The sequence below is a fragment of the Streptomyces sp. NPDC051555 genome (assembly GCF_044454405.1).
Classification (GTDB): Bacteria; Actinomycetota; Actinomycetes; order Streptomycetales; family Streptomycetaceae; genus Streptomyces.
The window spans coordinates 1-23763 of sequence record NZ_JBITDP010000008.1 but is presented as its reverse complement, the minus strand read 5'-3'; the positions used below and the strand labels follow the sequence as shown (position 1 = coordinate 23763).

The 23763-nt window shown below is 69.3% G+C and carries 22 protein-coding genes; 4 read left to right on the top strand and 18 right to left on the bottom strand.

Annotation, left to right across the window (positions count from 1 at the left end):
* Positions 1–29: 29 nt before the first annotated feature.
* The 6 genes from ACIBEA_RS18200 to ACIBEA_RS18175 form a co-directional block, all read right to left on the bottom strand.
* Positions 30–998 (bottom strand): helix-turn-helix transcriptional regulator, encoded by a 969-nt coding sequence (locus ACIBEA_RS18200; RefSeq protein WP_399262009.1) that lies wholly within the window; start codon positions 996–998, stop codon positions 30–32.
* Between the two features lie 17 nt (positions 999–1015).
* The gene (locus tag ACIBEA_RS18195) at positions 1016–1972 is read right to left on the bottom strand and encodes a helix-turn-helix transcriptional regulator (RefSeq protein WP_399262007.1); all 957 of its coding nucleotides are present in this window, start codon (positions 1970–1972) and stop codon (positions 1016–1018) included.
* 139 nt (positions 1973–2111) lie between these two features.
* Positions 2112–2504 (bottom strand): FKBP-type peptidyl-prolyl cis-trans isomerase, encoded by a 393-nt coding sequence (locus ACIBEA_RS18190; protein ID WP_399262005.1) that lies wholly within the window; start codon positions 2502–2504, stop codon positions 2112–2114.
* A gap of 59 nt (positions 2505–2563) precedes the next feature.
* Positions 2564–3511: an FKBP-type peptidyl-prolyl cis-trans isomerase gene (locus tag ACIBEA_RS18185; RefSeq protein ID WP_399262003.1), complete on the bottom strand. Its 948-nt coding sequence runs from the start codon at positions 3509–3511 to the stop codon at positions 2564–2566.
* A gap of 141 nt (positions 3512–3652) precedes the next feature.
* On the bottom strand, positions 3653–5014 hold the full coding sequence (gene pafA / locus ACIBEA_RS18180) for a Pup--protein ligase (protein ID WP_030016332.1): 1362 nt from the start codon (positions 5012–5014) through the stop codon (positions 3653–3655).
* Positions 5015–5023: 9 nt separating this feature from the next.
* Positions 5024–6298 carry an MFS transporter gene (locus ACIBEA_RS18175; RefSeq protein WP_399262001.1) on the bottom strand — a complete coding sequence of 425 codons (1275 nt, stop codon included), beginning with the start codon at positions 6296–6298 and terminating at the stop codon, positions 5024–5026.
* Between the two features lie 133 nt (positions 6299–6431).
* On the opposite strand from ACIBEA_RS18175, the gene ACIBEA_RS18170 reads away from it, so the two are divergent.
* Positions 6432–7448 (top strand): LacI family DNA-binding transcriptional regulator, encoded by a 1017-nt coding sequence (locus tag ACIBEA_RS18170; protein ID WP_399261999.1) that lies wholly within the window; start codon positions 6432–6434, stop codon positions 7446–7448.
* Positions 7449–7555: 107 nt separating this feature from the next.
* On the opposite strand, the gene prcA is transcribed toward ACIBEA_RS18170, so the two are convergent.
* The 6 genes from prcA to arc all read right to left on the bottom strand — a co-directional run bounded on the left by prcA (position 7556) and on the right by arc (position 13699).
* On the bottom strand, positions 7556–8323 hold the full coding sequence (gene prcA, locus ACIBEA_RS18165; protein WP_399261997.1) for a proteasome subunit alpha: 768 nt from the start codon (positions 8321–8323) through the stop codon (positions 7556–7558).
* A gap of 46 nt (positions 8324–8369) precedes the next feature.
* Positions 8370–9209: a proteasome subunit beta gene (gene prcB / locus ACIBEA_RS18160; RefSeq protein WP_399261995.1), complete on the bottom strand. Its 840-nt coding sequence runs from the start codon at positions 9207–9209 to the stop codon at positions 8370–8372.
* Positions 9161–9760, bottom strand: a complete 600-nt coding sequence (locus tag ACIBEA_RS18155; RefSeq protein WP_399261993.1) for an endonuclease VII domain-containing protein — start codon at positions 9758–9760, stop codon at positions 9161–9163. Before ACIBEA_RS18155 ends, prcB begins: the two co-directional genes overlap by 49 nt.
* Before the next feature lie 37 nt (positions 9761–9797).
* Positions 9798–10010 carry a ubiquitin-like protein Pup gene (locus ACIBEA_RS18150; protein WP_354383626.1) on the bottom strand — a complete coding sequence of 71 codons (213 nt, stop codon included), beginning with the start codon at positions 10008–10010 and terminating at the stop codon, positions 9798–9800.
* Positions 10011–10186: 176 nt separating this feature from the next.
* Positions 10187–11698 carry a depupylase/deamidase Dop gene (dop, locus tag ACIBEA_RS18145; RefSeq protein WP_399261991.1) on the bottom strand — a complete coding sequence of 504 codons (1512 nt, stop codon included), beginning with the start codon at positions 11696–11698 and terminating at the stop codon, positions 10187–10189.
* Between the two features lie 234 nt (positions 11699–11932).
* Positions 11933–13699, bottom strand: coding sequence for a proteasome ATPase (arc, locus tag ACIBEA_RS18140; protein ID WP_354383624.1), 1767 nt, complete (start codon positions 13697–13699; stop codon positions 11933–11935).
* Between the two features lie 264 nt (positions 13700–13963).
* Between arc and ACIBEA_RS18135 the strand changes: the two genes are divergently transcribed.
* Positions 13964–14284, top strand: a complete 321-nt coding sequence (locus tag ACIBEA_RS18135; protein ID WP_399261989.1) for a ferredoxin — start codon at positions 13964–13966, stop codon at positions 14282–14284.
* Positions 14285–14297: 13 nt separating this feature from the next.
* On the opposite strand, the gene ACIBEA_RS18130 is transcribed toward ACIBEA_RS18135, so the two are convergent.
* From ACIBEA_RS18130 to ACIBEA_RS18120, 3 genes are all read right to left on the bottom strand, one after another.
* Positions 14298–14888, bottom strand: coding sequence for a hypothetical protein (locus ACIBEA_RS18130; RefSeq protein WP_399261987.1), 591 nt, complete (start codon positions 14886–14888; stop codon positions 14298–14300).
* 209 nt (positions 14889–15097) lie between these two features.
* Positions 15098–16036 (bottom strand): tRNA (adenine-N1)-methyltransferase, encoded by a 939-nt coding sequence (locus ACIBEA_RS18125; RefSeq protein WP_399261985.1) that lies wholly within the window; start codon positions 16034–16036, stop codon positions 15098–15100.
* 18 nt (positions 16037–16054) lie between these two features.
* Positions 16055–17257, bottom strand: a complete 1203-nt coding sequence (locus ACIBEA_RS18120) for a site-2 protease family protein (protein ID WP_385785725.1) — start codon at positions 17255–17257, stop codon at positions 16055–16057.
* Between the two features lie 155 nt (positions 17258–17412).
* Between ACIBEA_RS18120 and ACIBEA_RS18115 the strand changes: the two genes are divergently transcribed.
* Together ACIBEA_RS18115 and ACIBEA_RS18110 are read left to right on the top strand one after the other, a co-directional pair.
* Positions 17413–18312: a RecB family exonuclease gene (locus ACIBEA_RS18115; protein ID WP_399261983.1), complete on the top strand. Its 900-nt coding sequence runs from the start codon at positions 17413–17415 to the stop codon at positions 18310–18312.
* Between the two features lie 74 nt (positions 18313–18386).
* A complete protein-coding gene (locus ACIBEA_RS18110) occupies positions 18387–19058 on the top strand; it encodes a response regulator (RefSeq protein ID WP_399261981.1) in 672 nt (223 codons plus the stop codon).
* A 37-nt stretch (positions 19059–19095) separates the two neighbouring features.
* Here the strand turns inward: ACIBEA_RS18110 and ACIBEA_RS18105 are convergent, their stop codons facing one another.
* The 3 genes from ACIBEA_RS18105 to ACIBEA_RS18095 form a co-directional block, all read right to left on the bottom strand.
* Positions 19096–20673, bottom strand: a complete 1578-nt coding sequence (locus tag ACIBEA_RS18105; RefSeq protein WP_399261979.1) for an ABC transporter substrate-binding protein — start codon at positions 20671–20673, stop codon at positions 19096–19098.
* A 78-nt stretch (positions 20674–20751) separates the two neighbouring features.
* A complete protein-coding gene (locus ACIBEA_RS18100; RefSeq protein WP_399261977.1) occupies positions 20752–22356 on the bottom strand; it encodes an ABC transporter substrate-binding protein in 1605 nt (534 codons plus the stop codon).
* A gap of 481 nt (positions 22357–22837) precedes the next feature.
* Positions 22838–23539, bottom strand: coding sequence for an HAD family hydrolase (locus tag ACIBEA_RS18095; RefSeq protein ID WP_399261975.1), 702 nt, complete (start codon positions 23537–23539; stop codon positions 22838–22840).
* Positions 23540–23763 lie beyond the last annotated feature (224 nt).

The following is a 23763-nucleotide window of genomic DNA, read 5'->3' as shown; positions in this document are numbered from 1 at the left end:
CGTGCGGCGGTCCCCCTCGGTCGCGGTCCTCAGACCTCTTCTCCGTACCCGGCCAATGCCTCGCGCGCCGCCCGGCGCGCACTGTCCGACAGCTCGGTCGGCGACACGATCCGACCGTCCCCACCCAGCCGCAGTCCCAGCCGGCGCAGCGACGCCGGATCCGGGGTGCGCAGGGTGATCCGCAGCCCCCCGTCCGCCAGCTCCTGCGCACTGTCGTGCGGGTAGTACTCGGCGACCCAGCGGCCGCCGGGCCCCACCTCGATGACGACCTCCGGGTCCCCCGCCGCCGGCTGTACGAGCCCCACCGACAGGTCGCGCGGTTCGATCGCCGGCGGGTCGGCCCGCTCGTCCAGCAACCGGATCTCCGCGACCCGGTCGAGCCGGAAGGTGCGCCTCGCCTCGGAGAGGTGGCACCACCCCTCCATGTAGGTGTGCCCCACCGCGAACAACCGGATCGGGTCCACCGTGCGCTCGGTCAGCTCGTCGCGGGCCGGCGAGTAGTACCGCAGCCACACCCGACGGCGCTCGGCGATCGCCCGGTCGACGTCCGCGAAGACCCCGCCCTCCGACTCGAAGGTCACCGACAGCCGCGAGCTCGCCCCGGCCGCCTCGCCCGCCGCGGCCTCCAGCTTCGCGGTCGCCCGCAGCAGCGCCTCGCGGTCGCTCTCGCGCAGCCCCGGCAGCGTGGCGACCGCCCGCGCGGCCACCAACAGGGCCGTGGCCTCGTCGGCGGCCAGCCGCAGCGGCTCGGCCGTCGACTCCCCCGACGCGTCGGGGTTGCGCCACCAGATGCGCTCGCCGTCGGTGTCGATGTCCAGCAGGTCCCCGCCGCGGAAACTCGTCCCGCACATGGGCAGCACGTCGAGGTCCGAGATCAGCTCGTCCTCGGTGATCCCGAAGGCGCGCGCGACGTCCGCCACGTGCGCCCCGGGGCGCTCGCGCAAGTACGTCACCAGCGACAACATCCGTCGGGTCTGGTCAATGGCATTGGCAGCCATGCCGCTACGTGTTCCCCTCAGCCTTTGGCCACGGCGCGCAGCCGGTCCACCACGTCGGCCCGCAGGTCCGCGGGCTCCACCACCACCACGTCCGGCCCGAACTCCACGAGCCAGGCATCCAGTCCGTGACCGTACGGGATCTCCAACTCGTCCCAGCCGTCGGCGCCCTCGCGCACGGCCGTCGCCCGGGCCCGCAGCGGATAACCCGCACCCGCCCGCAGCCGGATCAGCGCCGAACGGTCCGCGGTGTCCCCGGCCCAGCTCGCCACCGTCTCGCGCACGGTCACCACGTCCGGCACCCCGGCCGTGTACTGCCCGGCCCGCGAGCGCACCTTGCCGGTGATCCGGGAGAGCCGGAACACCCGCTCCGCGCCGCGGTCCCGGTCGAAACCGGCCAGGTACCAGTGGCCCCGCCAGCACTCCAGCGCCCACGGCTCGACCTGCCGGGTCGCCGGGTGCGCCGCATTGGACTTGCGGTAGTCGAAGACCACCGGGCGCCGGTCCCGGCACGCCAACATCAACGGCTCGAAGGCCGCCTCGTGGACCGGGATGCGCGGCTCGATCGCACTGTGCTGACCGTCGTACGGATCCCCCGCCTCCGGCATGCCCCCGGCCCGCAGCTTCTGCAGGGCGCCACTGGCCGCACCCGCCAGCCGCGCCTGCTGCCACACCTTGGCGGCCACGCCCAACGCGGCGGCCTCCTCCGCGTCCAAGGAGACCGCGGGCAGCCGGTTGCTGTCCCGGCGCGCCATGTAGCCGATGTCCCCGTCGAGGCTCTCGACGGTCTCGATGACCAGCCCCAGCTCGCGCAGGTCGTCCTTGTCCCGCTCGAACATCCGGTTGAAGGATTCGTCGTTGCCGGCTTCCAGATAGGCCTCGATGGACCCGCGCAACTCGCGCTTGCTGAGCGGCCGGCGGGTCCCCAACAGACACAGCGCCAGGTTCATCAACCGCTCGGCCTTGGCAATCGCCATCGACGCCCATCCCCCCGATCTCCCACGACACACTCGTGACCGTTGACCGTACCGTCCTGGGCCCCGTCGGCAAAAGCGAACGCACAAGTGAGGGGCCCCCGCCGTACGGCGGGGGCCCCTCACGGTGAAGACCGGTGGATCAGGCGGCCATCAGGTCGCACACGAAGATCAGCGTCTCGCCCGGGGCGATCGCCGCACCCGCGCCACGGTCGCCGTAGGCGAGGTGCGCCGGGATCGTCAGCTTGCGACGCCCGCCGACCTTCATGCCCTGGACGCCCTTGTCCCAGCCCTGGATGACCTGACCGATGCCGAGGGTGAAGGGAAGCGGCTCGTTGCGGCTCCACGAGGAGTCGAACTCCTCGCCGGTGGAGAAGGCGACGCCCACGTAGTGGACGCGGATCTTGGAGCCCACCTTGGCCTCGGCCCCGTCGCCCAGCCAGACGTCCTCGATCACGAGGTCGGTCGGGACGTCGCCTTCGGGGAAGTCGATCTCGGGCTTCTCGAGCTTGTCGCTCACGGAACTGCTCCTCATACGTACGGACAAAAAAGGGGTCCCTCCCAGCGGGAGCCGGGAGGGCAACCGGACAAGTCTTACATCACGGCGAGGATGTCGAGGCTGAAGACCAGCGTCGAGTTCGCGGGGATGGTGCCCTGCTCCTTGTCACCGAAGCCGTCGGCCGGCGGGATGACCAGCAGGACGCGGCTGCCGAGCTTCTTGCCGACGATGCCGTCCTTGAGGCCCTTGACCGACATCTGCGACAGCGGCCAGGTCACCGACGAGTCCGTGGCGTACGTGCTTTCGAAGGTCTTGTCGTCCTTCCACGTCTTGCCGTTGAACCGGACCACCACGCTGTCGGACTCCTTCACGACGGCGCCGTCACCCTCCAGCACGTAGTTCGAGACCAGCTTGGCCGGCGGGGTCGCGTCCTTGGGAACCGCGACCGACACCTCCTTGCCGTCCGTGTTCGTGCCGATCTTGGGCAGGTCCTTGTCCTCCTGGGGGACCTCCTTGCCCTTGGCCGAAGCCGGGATGGACGTGCCCTTGACGATGTCGACGACGAAGACGAGCGTCGCGTTCGGCTTGATCTTGTCGCCGGAGCCCTCCTTGCCGTAACCGAGCTCCGGCGGGATCACCAGCTCCACGCGGCTGCCGACCTTCTTGCCCTCCAGGCCCTGGTCCCAGCCCTTGATGACCGCGCCCGCACCGATGGTGAGGTCGAAGGGAGCCGGACGCCCGAAGCTCTTGTCGAACGGCTCGCTGCCGTCCCAGACCTGACCCAGGTAGTTCACCTGCGCCGCGTCACCCTTCTTCAGCGCCGGGCCGCTGCCCTCGCTGAGCACCTCCACCTTCAGCTCCTTGGGCGGGTCACCCTTGCCCTTCGAGACGGTGGGTTCCTCGCCGAACTTGGCGCCCTTCGTGATCGAGGGCACCCCGTTCTTCATCTGGGCGGAGTCGGAGCCCTTGTCGTCGCCGCCACCACAGGCCGCTGTCGACAGCAGCAGAAGGGGGACGACAAGCAGGCCGGCAATTCGGCGCACGTGTTCCTCAGATCTCAGACGGCACATCGGTCGCCGCCAACTCTAAGGCGTGCACCGGGCCCCGTACGAGAGACGTACGGGGCCCGTGAGATCTGCCACTCCAAGATCCCGCCGCGCGTTCCACCACCGGCGGGAACCCGGTCACATCCCGGCGATGAGCTTCTCCACCCGGTCGTCCACCGACCGGAAGGGGTCCTTGCACAGCACGGTGCGCTGCGCCTGGTCGTTCAACTTCAGGTGCACCCAGTCGACCGTGAAGTCCCGCCGCTGCTCCTGCGCCCGCCGGATGAAATCACCGCGCAGGCGCGCCCGCGTGGTCTGCGGGGGCACCGACTTGCCCTCGAAGATCTTCAGGTCGTTGCAGATCCGCGCCGCCTGCCCCTTGCGCTCCAGCAGGTAGTACAGACCCCGCCGGCGGTGGATGTCGTGGTAGGCGAGGTCGATCTGCGCGACCCGCGGGTTCGACATGGTCATGTTGTGCTTGGCCCGGTACCGCTCGATCAACTGGTACTTCATGACCCAGTCGATCTCCGTGCCGATCCGGTCCAGGTCCTCGGCGTCGATCGCGTCCAGCGTGCGGCCCCACAGCTCCAGGACCTGGTCCACGACCCCCGTCCGGATCCCCCGGCGCTCGGCGAAGTCCACGGCCTTGTCGTAGTACTCGCGCTGGATCTCCAGCGCCGAGGCCTCCCGACCGCTCGCCAGGCGCACCTTGCGCTGACCCGTGATGTCGTGGCTGACCTCGCGGATCGCCCGGATCGGGTTCTCCAGGGTCAGATCGCGCATCACCGTGCCCGCCTCGATCATGCGCAGCACCAGATCGGTCGCGCCGACCTTCAGCAGCATGGTCGTCTCGGACATGTTCGAGTCACCGACGATGACGTGCAGGCGCCGGTAACGCTCGGCGTCCGCGTGCGGCTCGTCCCTGGTGTTGATGATGGGCCGCGACCGGGTCGTCGCGGAGCTCACGCCCTCCCAGATGTGCTCGGCCCGCTGGCTCACGCAGTAGACCGCGCCCCGGGGGGTCTGCAGCACCTTGCCCGCGCCACAGATCAGCTGGCGCGTGACGAGGAAGGGAATGAGGATGTCCGCCAGGCGGGAGAATTCTCCGTGCCGGGCCACCAGGTAGTTCTCGTGGCAACCGTACGAATTGCCCGCCGAGTCGGTGTTGTTCTTGAAGAGGTAGACGTCGCCCGCGATTCCCTCCTCGTGCAGGCGGCGTTCGGCGTCGACGAGCAGACCTTCGAGAATGCGCTCGCCGGCCTTGTCGTGGGTGACCAACTCGGTCACGTTGTCGCATTCGGGAGTTGCATATTCCGGATGCGAACCCACATCGAGGTACAGGCGGGCGCCGTTCCGCAGGAAGACATTGCTGCTGCGGCCCCATGAGACGACACGGCGGAAGAGGTAGCGCGCCACTTCGTCAGGAGACAGTCGGCGCTGTCCCCTGAACGTGCACGTGACGCCGTACTCGTTCTCCAGCCCGAAAATGCGGCGGTCCATGACTGAACATTACGCCTTCTGCTGTGTTCTGAAACCGGGTTCGAGAGCGGCGTTCCGATCATTTTCCTCCGATGCCCCGTCAGAAGCCCTCTCGGACACGCCCGTCGACCGCCCCGACAGCGCACGCTGAGTCAACGTCAGCACCAGCAGCGCCGCCGCCCCACCCACGCTCGCCACCGCGAAACCGGACGCCGTACCACCCAGCTCCACCGCCGGACCCGCGGCCGCCGTACCCATCGCCGCACCCACCCCGAAGAACGTCACCAACCAGGAGAACGCCTCGGTGACCGTGCCCGACGGCGCGTGCCGGTCCACCACGATGAACGCGCACGCGATGGCCGGCGCCAGGAACACCCCGGCCAACGCCGCCAACACCGTCATCGCCACCACACCCGGCACCCACATGAGCGGCAGGTAGCAGACCGCCAACAACGCCACCAACACCCGCAGCCGCCGCTCCGGCGCCCCCGCCCAGTGCCGCGCCCCGTAGACCACGCCACCGATCAGCGCGCCCAGCCCCAGCGCCGCCATCAGCCAGCCGTACACCGCCTGGCCGCCGTGCTCGTCGGCGTACGCCACCCCCGCCACCGTGATCGAACCGAGCGCCGTCCCCACGAAGAAGAACGCGCCCAGCAGCGCCAGCAGCCCCCGCGAACGCAGCGCACCCAACCAGTGCGCCTCCCGCGGCGCGGAGCGCCAGCTCCGCGACGGCTCGCTCACCACGACCGACAGCGCACCCAGCACCCCGATCGCATTGATCACCAACAGCGCCACGGCCGGGTCCCACAGGGCGACGAACAGGGTCACCATCAGCGGACCGACCGTGAACATGACCTCCTGCGCCACCGCGTCCATCGCGTACGCGGCGTGCACCCGCTCCTCCTTGCCGCCCAGCACCCCCGGCCACAGGGCCCGAAGCCCACCCTCCAGCGGCGGCGTGAACAGCCCCGCCACCACCACGGCGGCGTACGCCGAAAGGGCCGAACCGGTGCCCGCCAGCGCCAGCCAGACCATGCCGAGCGCCGAGACCAACGCGGCCGGCAACTGGATCCGCGGCTGCCCGAAGAGGTCCACGGCCCGACCCAGCAACGGCTGCCCGACCGCGTTCGCCACGCCGTACACCGCGGCCAGCGCACCCGCGAGGCTGTAGCTGCCGCCCTCGGCCCGGGTGAACAGGACGATGGCGATCGGGGCGGTGCCGTTGGGCAGCCGGCCTATCAGCGTGCCCACGAGCAGCCTCGCCGCGTGCCGGGTCCTGAGCAGCTCCGCGTATCCCGCGGCCATGACCGCCCCCTTCCGCCCGGATCCAGCCGGGGTAATACGTATAACGTGACGGGTCATACGTACCATGGCGACAGCCCAGGGGTCCACCCCACAAGCCCGCCGACCGCCCGCCCCACCCACCCCGGAGACCCCCGTGACCCGACCCACCAGCCGCGACGTCGCCCACGCCGCCGGGGTCTCCCAGGCCACCGTCTCCCTCGTCCTCGGCGACAAATGGCGCGGCCGCGTCTCCGAGCGCACCGCCGCCCAGGTCCGCGAGAGCGCCGCACACCTCGGCTACCGCCCCAACCTCGCCGCCCGCAACCTCCGCCTCGGCAGCACCCGCACCGCCCTCCTCGTCGTCCCCGCCCTCACCAACGAATTCTTCGCCCGCGTCTACAGCGGAGCCGCCCGGATCGCCGCCGAAAACGGCTTCGGCGTCGTCCTCTACCCCTCCCCCGACGGCACCGGACCCGCCCGCGACCCCTTCGCCTCCGCCAGCGCCGCCCTCGACGGAGTCATCGCCTCCTCCATGGCCGCCCACGCCCTCGAAGCCATCGGCGGCAACGACCTCCCCCTCGTCATGCTCGACAGCGACCCCACCGCCGGCCGCGCCGCCGCCCACGTCAACCTCGCCATCGCCGACGGCATGCGCCAGGTCACCGAACACCTCCAGGCCCTCGGCCACCGCCGCTTCCTCCACCTCGCCTCCGCCGTCGACACCTGGACCTTCGACGTCCGCGCCAAGGCCCTGAGCCGCCTCCTGGGCCCCGGCACCGAACTGCGCACCACCAGGTCCGACCTCAGCGTCGACGCCGCCAGAGCCGCCATGGAAGCCGCCCTGACCACCCCCGGGCAGCGACCCACCGCCATCGTCTGCGACGACGACATCCTCGCCGCCGGCGCCTGCAAAGCCGCCCGCCGCCTCGGCCTGCGCGTCCCCGACGACCTCTCCGTCACCGGCTTCGACGACCTCGCCCTCGCCACCGCCGTCGAACCCGAACTCACCACCATCGGCCTCCCCGCCGAACGCGTCGGCGAACACGGCATGAGCGCCCTCCTCGCCGTCCTCGACGGCGCCCCCTGGAACGCCCCCGACCTCCCCGTCCAGCTCGTCGTACGCGGCTCCACCGCACCCCCGCCGACCCCGATGGACGCTGACGGGCGCTGACGGGCGCTGACGGGCGCTGACGGGCGCTGACGGGCGCTGAACGCACCGGTGCCCCGGCCCGCCTCGTGAGAGACGGACCGGGGCACCGGACCACACCGCGACGACGCCTACTCGGCCGCCTCGTCCTCGGGGTCCTCGTCGTTCGACACGGCGTCGACCTGCGCCGCCACCGGCACGTCGGCCTCCAACAGGCGCGACAGCTGACGCCCCCGGATCCGCTTGAACTTGCGCTGCTGACCCCGCGTACGGTCCAGCACCGCCACCTCCAACCGGTCCGCCGGGATCTCCCGGTCCGTCCCGTTGGCCTGGCTCGACAGCGCCTGCACGGCCAACTTCAACGCCTCGGCCAGCGTCATCCCGTCCCGGTGCCGCTGGTCCAGGAACGTACTGATCTGCTCGGCGTTGCCACCGACCGCGACCGAACCGTGCTCGTCCACGATCGACCCGTCGTGCGGCAGCCGGTAGATCTGGTCGCCGGACGCCGTCGCACCCACCTCCGCGACCACCAGCTCCACCTCGTACGGCTTCTCACCCGCACTGGAGAAGATCGTGCCCAGCGTCTGCGCGTAGACGTTGGCCAGACCACGGGCCGTCACGTCCTCGCGGTCGTAGGTGTACCCGCGCAGATCCGCGTACCGCACACCGCCGATCCGCAGGTTCTCGTACTCGTTGTACTTGCCGGCCGCCGCGAAACCGATGCGGTCGTAGATCTCGCTGAACTTGTGCAGCGCGCGGGACGGGTTCTCGCCGACGAACACAATGCCGTCGGCGTACTGCAGCACGACGAGGCTGCGACCGCGGGCGATGCCCTTGCGGGCGTACTCCGCACGGTCCGCCATGGCCTGCTGGGGTGACACATAGAACGGAGTCGACACCGGCTGTCCGTCCCTTTCTTCCGGTCTTCTACAGGGCTACGGATGGTCAGAGCAGAGCGGCGCGCGGCCCGTCGGGCTGCGCCAGGCGGTGCTCGGTGACCGCGCGGGCCAGCTCCCCCGACTCAACGTCGGTGAGCCTGCGGAAGCCCTCGTCGGTCATCACGGTGACGATCGGGAAGATCCGACGGGCCAGGTCCGGGCCACCGGTCGCCGAGTCGTCGTCCGCGGCGTCGTACAGCGCCTGCACGACCAGCGTCGTGGCCTGCTGCTCCGTCAGATCGTCGCGGTACAGCTTCTTCATGGAGCCCTTGGCGAAGATCGAACCCGAACCGGTGGCGGCGTAGCCGTGCTCCTCGGAGCGCCCGCCCGTCACGTCGTAGGTGAAGATCCGGCCCCGCTCCTTGGCCTCGTCCCAGCCGGCGAACAGCGGGACGACCGCGAGGCCCTGCATGGCCATGCCGAGGTTGCTGCGGATCATGGTGGACAGGCGGTTCGCCTTGCCCTCCAGGGAGAGGGTCGCGCCCTCGACCTTCTCGAAGTGCTCCAGCTCCAGCTGGAACAGCTTGACCATCTCCACGGCCAGACCCGCCGTACCCGCGATGCCCACCGCGGAGTACTCGTCGGCCGGGAACACCTTCTCGATGTCGCGCTGGGCGATCATGTTGCCCATCGTCGCCCGCCGGTCACCGGCGAGCACGACCCCACCCGGGAACGTCGCCGCGACGATCGTCGTCCCGTGCGGCGCCTGCACGATCCCCTCCGGCAGCCTCCGGTTCCCCGGCAGCATCTCGGGCGAGTGCGCGCCCAGGAAGTCCATGAAGGAGGAGGACCCCGGCGTCAGGAAGGCTGCCGGTAGACGCCCTGTGCCGTGATTGTTGGCTTCCACGCGTGTCCCTCCAGGTATGAGACGACCCGGCGTGCAGCGTCGGGATCGTCGCCCAACTTGCCGATGGCCGTGTTGCAGTTAAAGCAAAGTACGCCCCGGACCTTACCCGTCTGATGGCAATGATCCACATGTACTGCGGGACGCTTCAGACAGATGCAACACAGCCCGCCTTGAGCTGCGATCATCGCGTCTCGTTGAGCCTCGGTCATGCCGTACGCGCGCTTGAGATGGCCCGCACGACCTTGCACGGCCCGACATGCCTTGCAGCGAGTGGACAGGCCGTCAGAGGCAGTCGCGTTCCTGTGCCAGTCGCTGTGCGGCTTGACCTCCCCGCACTGCCGGCACAACTTGTGCCCCGGCGGAACATCGACTCTCTCCTTGACCGTCTTGCCTAAGGCTGCCTGGCGGCGCCGGTAGTGCTGCGCACCGTACGCCGCCACGCATTCACGACACCTCGCCTGGAGGCCGTCGCCTCGATTTCGATCTGCGGCGAATCCGCTCAGAGGAACGTCGCGGGCGCAGCCGCGACACCACTTCGTGCCATTGGACATGAACTCCACACTGGCCGAATCGCCTTAGATTCGAAGGTTATTCGCCGCCTTTTTGTACGAAACTCCGAACGAAGTCCTCGGCATTTTCCTCGAGTACATCGTCAATCTCGTCAAGTACCGAGTCGACGTCGTCCGAGAGCTTCTCGTGCCGTTCCTGGACGTCCGAACTCGCCTCGGCGGTCGTCTCCTCGACCTCCTCGGTCGAGCGCGTCGCCTTCTGCTGTCCGCCGCCGGTGTCCTTGGTCGCCATGTCTACCTCACCCCGCTCGGTTCGCACGCTCACGTCGAGAGACCCCGCGAATTCGGGATCCCTCAAGATCAGACCCTACGTCGGACCCTACAAGGAGGGTCCGACATTCGTCCCCGCACTTTCCTCAACATCCGGTCTTTCTCATGATTCCCGGACCGGAGGCCTTTCAGCCGTGTTCAGCGCCCCGAAAGGACCCGGACCAGGTCCTCCGCCGTGCGGCAGCGGTCCAGGAGCTCCTTGACGTGCGCACGGGTGCCGCGCAGCGGTTCCAAGGTCGGGACCCGCTGGAGCGAGTCGTGGCCCGGCAGGTCGAAGATGACCGAGTCCCAGGAGGCCGCGGCCACGTCGTCGGCGTACTGCTCCAGGCAGCGGCCGCGGAAGTAGGCCCGGGTGTCCTCCGGGGGCTTGCTCTCGGCCCGCTCGACGGCCGGCTCGTCCACCAGTCGCTTGATCTTGCCGCGGGCCACCAGGCGGTTGTACAGGCCCTTGTCGGGGCGGACGTCCGAGTACTGGAGGTCCACCAGCTGGAGCCGCGCCGCGTCCCAGTCGAGTCCGTCGCGCCTGCGGTAGCCCTCCAGGATCTCCCGCTTGGCGATCCAGTCCAGCTCCCCCGCGAGGCTCATCGGGTCGGTCTCCAGGCGGCCCAGCACGTCCTCCCAGCGGGCCAGCACGTCCTTGGTCTGCTCGTCCGCGTCGGAGCCGAACCGCTCGTCGACGTACTTCCGCGCCAGCTCGAAGTACTCCATCTGGAGCTGGACGGCGGTCAGCGTGCGCCCGCTGCGCAGGGTGATGAGCTGGCGCAGGTCCGGGTCGTGGGAGACCTGGTGCAGGGTGCGCACCGGCTGGTCCACGGCCAGGTCGACGTTGATGAACCCGTCCTCGATCATGGAGAGGACCAGGGCGGTGGTGCCGAGCTTGAGGTAGGTGGAGATCTCGGACAGGTTCGCGTCGCCGATGATCACGTGCAGGCGACGGTACTTCTCGGCGTCCGAGTGCGGCTCGTCGCGGGTGTTGATGATGGGGCGCTTGAGGGTGGTCTCCAGGCCGACCTCGACCTCGAAGTAGTCGGCGCGCTGACTGATCTGGAAGCCGTGTTCGCGGCCGTCCTGCCCGATGCCGACCCGGCCGGCGCCGGTGACGACCTGGCGGGAGACGAAGAAGGGCGTCAGGTGGCGCACGATGTCCGAGAAGGGGGTCTCCCGCTTCATCAGGTAGTTCTCGTGCGTGCCGTAGGAGGCGCCCTTGTTGTCGGTGTTGTTCTTGTAGAGGTGGATCGGCTGGGCGCCGGGCAGCTGGGCGGCCCGCTCCGCAGCCTCGGCCATGATCCGTTCGCCGGCCTTGTCCCAGAGGACGGCGTCGCGCGGGTTGGTGATCTCCGGCGAGCTGTACTCGGGGTGCGCGTGGTCGACGTAGAGCCGTGCGCCGTTGGTGAGGATGACGTTGGCGAGGCCGATGTCCTCGTCGGTGAGCTGGCTGTTGTCTGCGGCCTCGCGGGCGAGGTCGAAGCCGCGGGCGTCCCGCAGCGGGTTCTCCTCCTCGAAGTCCCAGCGGGCGCGTCGCGCCCGGTGCATCGCCGCCGCGTAGGCGTTGACGATCTGGGACGAGGTGAGCATGGCATTGGCGTTCGGGTGACCGGGGACGGAGATCCCGTACTCCGTCTCGATCCCCATTACTCGCCGTACGGTCATGCGGCCCTCCTTGCCCGGCGGCGCTTCCGATCGGAAGCGGCGCTCAAGTACCGCTGGTGCTCCGGTGCGTGTGCGGTGCCCGTCCCCGCACAGCGGATGCGGCGGTACGGAAGAGCCTAGAGCGGCTCCGCGCTGGTGGGGAGATCATTTCAATCATTGCCTTGGCCCGGCCGCGGCCGAAAAGCAGTCGGCTGCGGGTGCCCCGGTGGGGGCACCCGCAGCCGCCCCGCTCCGTCAGAGGTACTGACCGGTGTTGGCCACCGTGTCGATGGAGCGTCCGGTGTCCGCGCCCTGCTTCCCGGTGACGAGCGTGCGGATGAATACGATCCGCTCGCCCTTCTTTCCGGAGATGCGGGCCCAGTCGTCCGGGTTCGTGGTGTTGGGCAGGTCCTCGTTCTCCTTGAACTCGTCCACGCACGCCTGGAGGAGGTGGGAGACCCGGAGGCCCTTCTGGTTGTGCTCGAGGAAGGCCTTGATGGCCATCTTCTTCGCACGGTCCACGATGTTCTGGATCATCGCGCCCGAGTTGAAGTCCTTGAAGTAGAGGACTTCCTTGTCGCCGTTGGCGTACGTGACCTCGAGGAAGCGGTTCTCCTCGGACTCGGCGTACATCTGCTCGACGACGGTCTGGATCATGCTGTGGACGGTGCCGGCCGGGGAGCCCTGGTGTTCGGACAGGTCGTCCGTGTGCAGGGGCAGGGTGGCCTTGAGGTACTTGGCGAAGATGTCCTTGGCCGCCTCGGCGTCCGGACGCTCGATCTTGATCTTCACATCGAGACGGCCGGGGCGCAGGATGGCCGGGTCGATCATGTCCTCGCGGTTGGAGGCGCCGATGACGATGACGTTCTCCAGGCCTTCCACGCCGTCGATCTCGGCGAGCAGCTGGGGGACGATGGTGTTCTCCACGTCCGAGCTGACACCGGATCCGCGGGTGCGGAAGAGGGATTCCATCTCGTCGAAGAAGACGATGACGGGGGTGCCCTCGCTCGCCTTCTCCCTGGCACGCTGGAAGACGAGGCGGATGTGCCGCTCGGTCTCGCCGACGTACTTGTTGAGGAGTTCGGGGCCCTTGATGTTGAGGAAGTAGGACTTCCCCGCGGGCTGGCCGGTCACCTCGGCGACCTTCTTGGCCAGGGAATTGGCGACCGCCTTGGCGATCAGCGTCTTTCCGCAGCCGGGCGGGCCGTAGAGCAGGATGCCCTTGGGCGGGCGCAGTTCGTGTTCCTTGAAGAGGTCGGGGTGGAGGTACGGGAGCTCGACCGCGTCGCGGATCAGTTCGATCTGGTCGCCCAGGCCGCCGATCTTCTCGTAGTCGATGTCCGGGACCTCTTCGAGGACGAGCTCCTCGACCTCGCTCTTCGGCACCACTTCGTAGACGTAGCCGGACCTGGGTTCGAGCAGGAGGGCGTCGCCGGGGCGGATGGTGATGTCCAGGAGCGGCTCGGCGAGCCTCACCACCCTTTCCTCGTCGGTGTGCCCGACCACCAGGGCGCGCTCGCCGTCCTCAAGGATCTCCTTGAGGGTGACGATGTCCCCGGCCCGTTCGAACTCCATGGCCTCGACCACGTTGAGGGCCTCGTTGAGCATGACCTCCTGGCCACGCCTGAGGTCCTCGGGGTCGACGCTGGGGCTGACGTTCACGCGGAGCTTGCGGCCCCCCGTGAAGATGTCGACCGTGCCGTCTTCGTTCGCTTGCAGGAAGACTCCGAAGCCGGCCGGCGGCTGTGCGAGCCGGTCGACTTCCTCCTTGAGGGCCACGATCTGGTCGCGTGCCTCGCGGAGCGTATTGGCGAGTCGCTCGTTCTGTGCGGATACACCGGCCAGATTTGTCTGCAGTTCGACGATCCGCTCTTCGAGAATCCTCGTGTGTCGCGGAGAGTCGGCGAGCTTGCGTCGCAGGACGGCGATTTCCTGCTCGAGATAGGCAACCTGACCGGCGGGGTCATCGGACCCTCGCCCCGGCCGGATGCCGCGGGTGATGTCATCGTCGTGGGCTGCCACGGTCCTCACCTCCTCCAAGGGGAGCTGGACGCTTCCTGACCCTACCTGGGCTGGTGGTGATTGAAACCCCTAGATCACAAAGACGGTAGGGGTGTGTCCGATCTTCACCCTTGCGTACTCCCTCACGCCAAGGAAATACCCACCCTTCAACATCGGAAAGCAGCCGGTTGTAAGGTCGAACTGTTCAACACCCGTCAGGGCTCGCGCGACTTGCTGCGATGCGTGAACGGAGTGGATCACCGAGGACAGGGAACGGCAGGAGATATGACCGTGCAGCACGAGGCCCACACGGGTGGTGCCGGCGAGGGCGGCGAGCTGTTGGAGGTCTGGATCGACCAGGACCTCTGCACCGGCGACGGGATCTGCGTCCAGTACGCGCCGGAGGTCTTCGAGCTGGACATCGATGGTCTGGCGTACGTGAAGAGCGGTGAGGACGAACTGCTCCAGGAGGCGGGGGCGACGACTCCGGTTCCGCTGCCGTTGTTGCAGGACGTCGTCGATTCGGCCAAGGAATGCCCGGGCGACTGCATCCACGTGCGACGGGTTTCGGACAGGGTCGAGGTCTTCGGCCCGGACGCGGATTAATGCCGTACCGGAATCAAACCCGTTTTGCGGCCGAGTCCGTAAGCTCCTGGCTGAATTTTCCGCCGGTCCAGCGCCACTTGGCCTGTTGCTTCAGATCGGGTGCGTAGCGCGGTATCTCCGGTGACGAGTACCCGAGCAGGGTGGCCGTGACCATGTGGTCACGCACGGCGAGGTCGGTGACGGTCTTGCGCGCACCGGCTTCGAGGAGGGTCGCGACGACCCGGGGGGTCGCGGCGGCCGCGCCGGCTCCGGGCCCCGTGGTGAGGACGTAGACGGCGTGGGGCGGGGTGCCCGAGCCCGCGTCGCAACGGACGGCGGCGACGGTTTCCGGGCGGCCGTCCCCGTCTAGGTCGCCCTGTGCGCTGGCGATGACGCGCTGCGGTACGCCGTGGCAGTCGAGCGGGTAGGTCACCGCGGCCGGATCGGGTGCGGCGGGTCGGGCTTCGGGTCCGGCGACGGCTCGGGGCGCGGAGGCTGCGGCGGGGTCGGGCTGGAGGAAGGCCGCGGCGGCCACGACGGCGCCCAGGGCCACCGCGGTGGCGGTCCAGTGCACCGGTCGGGTGCGGGTGTGGGCCTGGTCCGGGGCGGCGGGGGTGTGCGGCACGCGGTGCGTCTCCTGTGGGGCGGCGCTGACGGGGAGCCAGCATCGTGCCACACCTCACACGGGCGCGGAACGGGCGGGTCCGTCCTGGTGGCCGGTGAGACGGGTGGGGCCCGTGCTTTCTGTGGGTACAACGAAGAGGCGCCGGTGTGCAGTTCCCGCTGGGAGCGGGGAACTGCACACCGGCGCCGGTGCGTTGTGCGGGGCGGCGGTCAGCCGCGCTCGGTGTCGGCGGTGCGCTCGGTCTCGGCGGTGCGCTCGGCGGAGCGGCTGCCGGGGCCGTCGTAGTCCTCGCCGTAGGCGCCCTTGGAGGGGCGGCGGCGGCGCAGCGGGGCCTCGACGCCGTCCGCGAGGCGGCGGGCGGTGACGAGGAAGCCGGTGTGGCCGATCATCCGGTGGTCCGGGCGGACGGCGAGGCCTTCGACGTGCCAGTTGCGGATCATCGATTCCCAGGGCTGCGGTTCGGCGTAGCAGCCGAACTCGCGGATGGATTCGACGGTGCGCGAGAGCTGGGTGGTGGTGGCCACGTAGCAGCAGAGGATGCCGCCGGGGACGAGGGCCTTGGAGACGGCCTCCAGGCATTCCCAGGGGGCGAGCATGTCGAGGATCACACGGTCGACGTCCGTGTCGGACAGGTTGTCCTGGAGGTCGCCGACGGTGAGCTGCCATGCGGGGTGGGGGCCACCGAAGTAGCGCTCGACGTTCGCGGTGGCGATCTCGGCGAAGTCCGGGCGTCGTTCGTAGCTGTGGAGCATGCCCTGGTCACCGATCGCGCGGAGCAGGAAGCTGCTCAGCGATCCGGAGCCCACTCCCGCTTCGACGACGCGGGCGCCGGGGAAGATGTCGGCGAAGGCCAGGATCTGGCCCGCGTCCTTGGGGTAGACCACGGCGGCGCCGCGGGGCATGGACAGGACGTAGTCGGGGAGCAGGGGGCGCAGCGCGAGGTACGCGACGTTCCCCGTGGTGCGGACAACACTGCCCTCGGGAGCACCGATCAGCTCGTCGTGCGGGAAGGAACCCTTGTGGGTGTGGAAATTCTTCCCGGCTTCGAGCGTGAACGTGTAGTGGCGGCCCTTGGGGTCGGTGAGCTGAACCTGGTCCCCGACCTTGAAGGGCCCGCGTCGGCGGGCGGCACCGGTCGGTTCGGACATGTGACCAGTGTATTGGGTCTAGGACTGGGGCCGTGCCATGGCCTTCACGAAGGCCTTTTCGACGTCGAGGGTGGACAGGACGCCGTAGATCTCGCCGCCGGGTTCGAGGACGAGGTACTCGCTGGCGGGGTGGGCGCGCAGGCGGTCGAGGAGGTCTTCGCCGGAGAGTTCCGCGGAGACCTTCATGCCGTCGGTGAGGTCTTGGGCGAGGCCGCTGACGGCGACCCAGGGGCGTCGGTGTTCGGGGACGGAGGCGATGGCGGTCTCGCGGACGAGGGCGGTGGGGTCGCCGTGGCCGTCGACGACGACGAGGGCGCGGGCTCCGGCGTCGTTGGCGCGGCGGAGGGCCTCGGAGAGGGGGGTGGCGGATTCGACGGGGATGGCGCGCCGGGTGAGGGTGCGGGCGCGCAGCTGCGGCAGGTGTTGGCGCAGGCGGGCCATGCGCAGGCTGTTTCCGGCTCCGGTCCACATGATGCCGGCGAGGATCGCGGCGAGGAGGGCGTTCATGACGGTGTCCATGCCGCCGAGGTCCCGGGTGGGGGTGCCGTCGATGACTCCGGTGCCGGTGAGGAGGGGGAGGCCGAAGAGGACGGCGACGGCGATGGCGCGGCCGACCCAGGCGGCGGCGACGGTGCCGGTCATGGGGTTCTTGGTGAGGGCCCAGATGACGGCGCGGAGCATGCGGCCGCCGTCGAGGGGGAGGCCGGGGAGGAGGTTGAAGGCGGCGACGAGGAGGTTGGAGATCATCAGTCCGGCGAGCAGGACGCCGGGGACGGTGGAGGGTTCGACGGCCTTCATGCCGAGGTAGAAGGCGCCGGCGAGGAGGAGGGAGAGGAGGGGGCCGACGAAGGCGAGGACGAACTCGCGGCCGGGGCTCTCGGATTCCTTCTCGATCTCCGAGACGCCGCCGAAGAACTGGAGCTGGATGCGGCGGACGGGGAGTTTGAAGCGGAGGGCGGCGACGGTGTGGGCGAGTTCGTGGACGAGGACGGAAGCGTAGAAGGCGATCGCGAAGAAGAGCGCGACGAGGTAGCGGGTGGGCCCGAGGTCGGGGAGGACGCGTTCGAGCTGGTTGCCGAAGATCCAGGTGATGAGGGCGGCGACGAGGAACCAGCTGGGCGAGACGTAGACGGGTACGCCGAAGGGTCGGCCCATGAGGATTCCGCCGCCCGGTCCGGGACGGCGACTGGTGCGCTCGCCGGTTTCGTCGCTGTCTGCCACGGTTGTCCTTCGGTCGATCGGCGGCGTCCGTGCGGTCCTGCCGGGGTCGGTGGGGCCGCGCGGTCGCGCGGTGTGATGCTCCGATCATGCAGTGCGAGGGGGGTCGGCGTCGATGGTATGCCCGTGCTGTCGGCGGCGGGTCGTAGGGTCTTGGTATGACGACGAGCCCCGGTACCGGTCCGGCCGAAGCAGCCCGGCCCACTTCGCTGTCCCCTTCGCGGGCGAGCGATTTCATGCGGTGCCCGCTGCTGTACCGGTTCCGGGTGATCGACAAGCTGCCGGAGAAGCCGAGCGCGGCGGCGACCCGGGGGACGCTGGTGCACGCGGTGCTGGAGCGGCTCTTCGATCACCCGGCGCAGGAGCGGACGGCGCCGCGGGCGAAGGCCTTGATCCCGGGGCAGTGGGAACGGTTGGTGGAGGCGAAGCCGGAGCTGACGGAGCTGTTCCCGGGGGACGACGGGGGCGTCGGTCTGGCGGGGTGGCTGACGGAGGCCGAGTCGTTGGTGGACCGGTGGTTCACCTTGGAGGACCCGACGCGGCTGGAGCCGGTGGAGCGGGAGTTCTTCGTGGAGACGGAGCTGGATTCGGGGCTGCGGCTGCGGGGGATCATCGATCGGGTGGACGTCGCGCCGACGGGCGAGGTGCGGATCGTCGACTACAAGACGGGCAAGGCGCCGCGGCCGGAGTACGCGGAGGGCGCGCTGTTCCAGATGAAGTTCTACGCGCTGGTGGTGTGGCGGCTCAAGGGGGTGGTGCCGCGGCGGCTCCAGCTGGTGTACCTGGGCAGCGGTGACGTGATCACGTACGACCCGGTGATCGAGGACCTGGAGCGGATGGAGCGCAAGCTGCTGGCGCTGTGGGAGGCGATCAAGGAGGCGACGGAGTCGGGTGACTGGCGGCCGCGGCCGACGAAGTTGTGCGGTTGGTGCGACCACCAGGCGGTGTGTCCGGAGTTCGGTGGCACTCCCCCGGTGTATCCGCTGGTGATCTCTCCCGGCTACCGCCGGGAGGTGCCCCCGGCGCGGCCGGCGGTGGAGCGGTCGGAGGAATCGTGAGGGGTGGGGCAGGGCAGAATGGGCGGGGTCCTGCCGTGCTGTCCGAGTGTTGATGCGATTACGAGGGAGACCCTGTGGCGATCCGCGTCCTGCTGGTCGACGACCAGCCACTGCTGCGCACCGGTTTCCGGATGATCTTGGAAGCCGAGGGTGATCTCGCGGTCGTGGGCGAGGCCGGGGACGGCCTGCAGGCGATCGACCAGGTGCGGGCGCTCCAGCCCGACGTGGTGTTGATGGACATCCGGATGCCGCGGATGGACGGGGTGGAGGCGACCCGGCAGATCACGGGGCCGGGGCGGGACGGGCCGGCGAAGGTGCTGGTGCTGACCACCTTCGACCTGGACGAGTACGTGGTGGAGGCGCTGCGTGCGGGGGCGAGCGGCTTCCTGTTGAAGGACGCGCCGGCGGTGGAGCTGTTGCAGGCGATCCGGGTGGTGGCGGCGGGCGAGGCGATGCTCGCGCCGAGCGTCACGCGCCGGCTCCTGGACAAGTACGCGGGGCACCTGCCGTCGGGTGACTCCCCCGTGCCGAACACGTTGGGCACGCTCACGGAGCGCGAGGTCGAGGTGTTGAAGCTGGTGTCGCGCGGGTTGTCGAATGCGGAGATCGCGGCGGACCTGTTCGTGAGCGAGACCACGGTCAAGACGCACGTGGGTCACGTGCTGACGAAGCTGGGTCTGCGCGACCGGGTCCAGGCCGCCGTGTACGCGTACGAGAGCGGCCTGGTCCGCCCGGGAGCGCAGTGACTCCCTGAGGGCGGGGCGGTCGGGCGGCGGGGGCCGGTCAGCCCTTGCTGATCTCCCAGAAGCGGAAGACCGTGGAGGCGTCGAGGGACCACTGGAGTCCGGCGATGTCGGGGCGGGCGACCGCGTACTGCTTGCTCTGCCACAGGGGGAGGATCGGCACCTCTTCGGCCACGATGTCCTGGAGGCGCGTGAAGTCGGTGGTGGTGGCGGTGCGGTCGGCCTTCGCGGAGGTCGCCGGGATGATGGTCCCGGTGATCTCCTTGTTGTCGTAGTTGTTCACGAGGACGTTGTCCGGGCCGAAGAAGGGCTGCGTGAAGTTGTCGGCGTCGGGGTAGTCCGGCACCCAGCCCTTGACGTAGACGCCGTACTTGCCCGCCTGGATGTCCTTCTCGTACTGCCCGAACTCGACGGACTTGACCTCGGCGTCGAACAGGCCGCTCGCGTTGAGCTGCTTGGCGATCGCCTGGAACTCCTGGTCGGTGGAGGGCCCGTAGCGGGAGGGGGTGGACCACAGCGTGAGCTTGATCTTGTCCTTGTAGCCGGCGGCCTTGAGGACGGCCCTGGCCTTGTCGGGCTGGGGGTTGCCGCCGTAGCGGTCGAAGAAGGCCGTGCTGTGGGAGCCGATCCCGGCGGGGACGATGGAGTAGAGCGGGGTCGCGGTGCCGTCGTAGACGTCCTTGACGAGGGCGTCGCGGTCGACGAGGTAGGCGATGGCCTTGCGGACGGGGAGCTTGCCGACGACCGGGTCGTTCATGTTGAAGACGAGGTGCTCGACTTCGGCTCCGGCGCCCTGGACGACGAGGACCTTCTCGTCGCCGGTCTTGGCGGCCATGCCCGCGATGTCCTTGGCGGCGAGGCCGCGGAAGGCGAAGTCGACGTCGCCCGCTTCGAGGGCGGCCTTGAGGGCGCCCTCGTCCTCGTGGAAGAACTTCATGGTGACGCCGGTGTTCTTCGCCTTGGCCTGGCCCGTGTAGGAGCCGTTGACGGAGAAGGCGGCGCTCTTGTTGGAGAAGGAGTCCAGCTTGTAGACGCCGGAGCCGACGGCCTTGCCGTCGGTGCGGAGCTTGTCGGCCGGGTACTCGCGGTGGTCGACGATGGACCCCGCGCCCGACGCGATCTTGCTGGGGAAGGTCGCGTCGGACGACTTGAGGTGGAAGACGACGGTCTTGTCGTCCGGGGTGTCGATGCGGGTGACCGAGCCGAACATGACGGCGGGGCCGTTCGGGTCGTTGATCTTGAGCGTGCGCTCGAAGGAGTACTTGACGTCCTGGGCGGTGAGGCTGTTGCCGTTGCTGAACTTCAGGCCGGCGCGCAGGGTGCACTTGTAGAGCTTGCTGTCGCTGCCCTCGAAGGCGCAGGACTGGGCGGCGTCCGGTTCGGGGGAGGTGCCGCCCTTGGGGAAGGCCAGCAGCGACTGGAAGACGTTGTTGAAGAGCAGCCAGGAGCCGGGGTCGTAACCCGCCGCCGGGTCCGTCGAGCGCACATCGGCGGATATGCCCATGACCACGCCCTTGCCGTCGCCGGCGGCGGCGCCGTTCTGTGCTCCGCAACCGCTGAGCAGCGCGGCGGCGGTGACCGCCCCTACCGGGGCGACCAGCCACGGGTTACGTCTCATCTCACGAACGTCCTTCACAGTCGAGCTGTTTCGTTGACGCCGGCCCGCGGTCGTCCCGCGGGCCGGTCGCTGTGGTGCTCAGCCGCTGACACCCCGGCCGAGTTCCCACAGCTGCAGGTCCGAGATGGAGTTGACGGACCACTCCACACCGGTGATGCCGTCGCGCGCGGCGACGTACTGCTTGCCCTGCCACAGGGGCAGGACGGGGACGTCGTCGGCGACGATGTCCTGCATCTCCGCGATCGCGGGGGCGGCGACGCTGCGGTCGACGGCGCGGCGCGATTCGGGGATGAGCTTGGAGCGCACCGCGTTGTTGGCGTACGGGGTGCCCAGGAAGTTGTCCTGCTCCAGGAACGGGGCGAGGAAGTTGTCGGCGTCGGAGTAGTCGGGGAACCAGCCGAGGCCGTAGGCGGCGAAGTCGCCCTTCTTCTGCGCGGGGCGGAAGTCGGCCCAGTCGGTGCCCTGGACGGTGACGTCGAAGAGCTGGGTGGAGTTCAGCTGGGCCTTGAGGGCGGCGAACTCTCCGGCGGTGCCGTCGCCGTAGTGGTCGTTGGTGTAGTTCAGCGTCAGCTTGACCGGGGTCTTGATCCCGGCGTCCTTCAGCAGTGCGGCGGCCTTGGCGGTGTTCGCCTCGCCGTACTTGTTGAAGAAGGAGTTGACGTGTCCGTTGACCGTGGTGGGGACCAGCGAGTAGAGCGGGGTCGCGGACTTCCCGTACACCTTGGAGATGATCGCGTTCCGGTCGACCGCGGCGGCGAGGGCCTGGCGGACGGCCTTGTCCTTGACGACCGGGGCCTCGGTGTTGAAGGCGATGTAGCGGATTTCCAGGCCGGGCATCGGGACGAGCTTGACGCCCTTGGGCGGCTTGGCGGCGAAGTCCTGGATCTGGGCGGGCGACAGGGTGCGCGAGAGCATCTGGATCGACCCGTCGGTGAGGGCCTTGCCCATCGCGGCGGAGTCGGTGAAGGTGCGCAGTTCGACCTTGTCGTTCTGCAGCTTGATGTCGCCCTTGTAGTTCGGGTTCTTGCTGAAGACGGCCCGGACGAGGTGGTTGTCCTTGACTTCGGCCTTCATCGTGTACGGGCCGGAGCCGTCGACGTCGAAGCCGTCGCGGAGCTTCTTGCCGTCGTACATCTTCTGGTTGACGATGCCGGTGGCGGGCGTCGACAGCTTGTACGGGAAGGTGGCGTCCGGGGTCTTCAGGTGGAAGACGACGGTGTCCGCGCCCTTGGTCTCGACGGTGTCGAGGGTGGAGAGCAGGGAGACCGGGCCGTTCTCGTCCTTGATGGCGAGGACGCGCTCGATGGAGAACTTGACGTCCTTCGCGGTGAGCGGGTCGCCGTTGGCGAACTTCATCCCGGGGCGCAGGGTGCAGCGGTAGCTCTCGTTGCCCGCGTCGGTGAAGCGGCAGTCGGAGGCCGCTTCGGGGACGGGCTGGCCGCCGCCGCGCGGGGTGTGCATCAGGGTCTGGACGGTCTGGCGCAGTACGTTCCAGGTCCCGGCGTCGTAGGCGTACGCCGGGTCGAACGGTGCGGGGACCGTGTCGGCGGCCTCGAACCGATCGGTGGTGCCGACGACGATCGCTCCTGTGCCCGCTCCGGTTCCGCTGGTGCTGCCGCAGGCGGTCAGCGCGGGGGTGAGCAGGCCGGCCGCGGCCGTCAGCACCATGGTCTTGCGGTTCATCCTCGAAAAACTCCCTCAACCCGGCACTTGTTTCACAGCGGTGAAAAGGGCACTGCGCGGCGTCGCCCGTTCAGGGCGGAACGATCGGGCCGGTGGTGTGACGATCGGTCCGCGCGACCCCGGCACAAGGGTGTGTGCGCGGGGCGGCTGCGGTGCGGCGGCAGGTCCCGCGACGACATTAGTGGGCCCGGAAGGGGTGGCTTGAACGGGTCGCGGCGGGGGTGTATTCGCACCGTGATGGGAGGAGTACGCCTGCTCACACCGAAGTCCGCGCGGATTCGGTCAGGAGCTGATCAATCGGGACACAAAGGAAGCCGATGGGTGCTCTGGGCATGGCCGGGGGCAGCCGCTCCGGTGACAAAGGTCACCCGGGCAACTGCCCCGGCAAGGATGGAATTTCGGCCTCCGGGGCTCCGTACCGGACGGTCTGCGGTGGGACCTTGGTCCCACCGTCATTCTGTTCGGAACCCTGAGTGTGCGATCAGTTCATCGGAGTGATGAGGGACCGCAGGAAGCGGAGGTCCACGTCCTCCAGCGAGCGGACGACGGTACGGCCCGGGGCGGGCGGGATCAGGCCCACGGACGGTACGGCGACCACCCGGCAGCCGGCGGCCTCGGCGGAGGCGACCCCGGTCGCGGTGTCCTCGACCACGGCGCAGCGCGAGGGGTGGGCGCCGAGGGCGCGGGCGGCGATCAGGTACGGGTCGGGGTGGGGCTTGGTCCGCGGTACCTCGTCGCCGGCGATGCTGATGGCGAAGCGCTCGGGGCCCAGCGAACGCAGGACCCGGTCGATGACCCGGCGGTGCGAGGCGGAGACGAGGGCGGTGGGGACGTTGTGCCGGGCCAGCTCGGACAGCAGCCGCTCGGCGCCCGGCATCAGGGGCACCGCGTCGGCGATGCGGGCCTCGAAGCGTTCGTTGAGGAGGACGGAGAGCTCGGCGACGCCGATGGCCGCGCCGGTGGATTCGATCAGGAAGGCGGCGCTGCGGCTCATGGGCCCGCCGACGACGACGTCACGCCAGGATTCGTCAAGTCGGTGGCCGAGTTCGCCGAAGATGTCGACCTCGACGTCCCACCAGAACCCCTCGGTGTCGACGAGGGTGCCGTCCATGTCGAGCAGCACCGCCTGCAGGGCGTGTCCGTCGGCCGTACGGGCTACGGGCGCGGGAACGGTGCTGGTCATCCGGCACACCTCTCTGTAGGGACGAGAAGGCCGGTCACCTCTTCCCCGCGGGCATACCCGGGGGGAACAGGCGACCGGCCTGTATGGGACCGACAAGTGTACGTCGGTCCGCGTCAGCGTGCGTTGAAATACTTCGCTTCGGGGTGGTGGATGACGATGGCGTCGGTGGACTGTTCGGGGTGGAGCTGGAACTCCTCGGAGAGGTGGACGCCGATCCGTTCGGG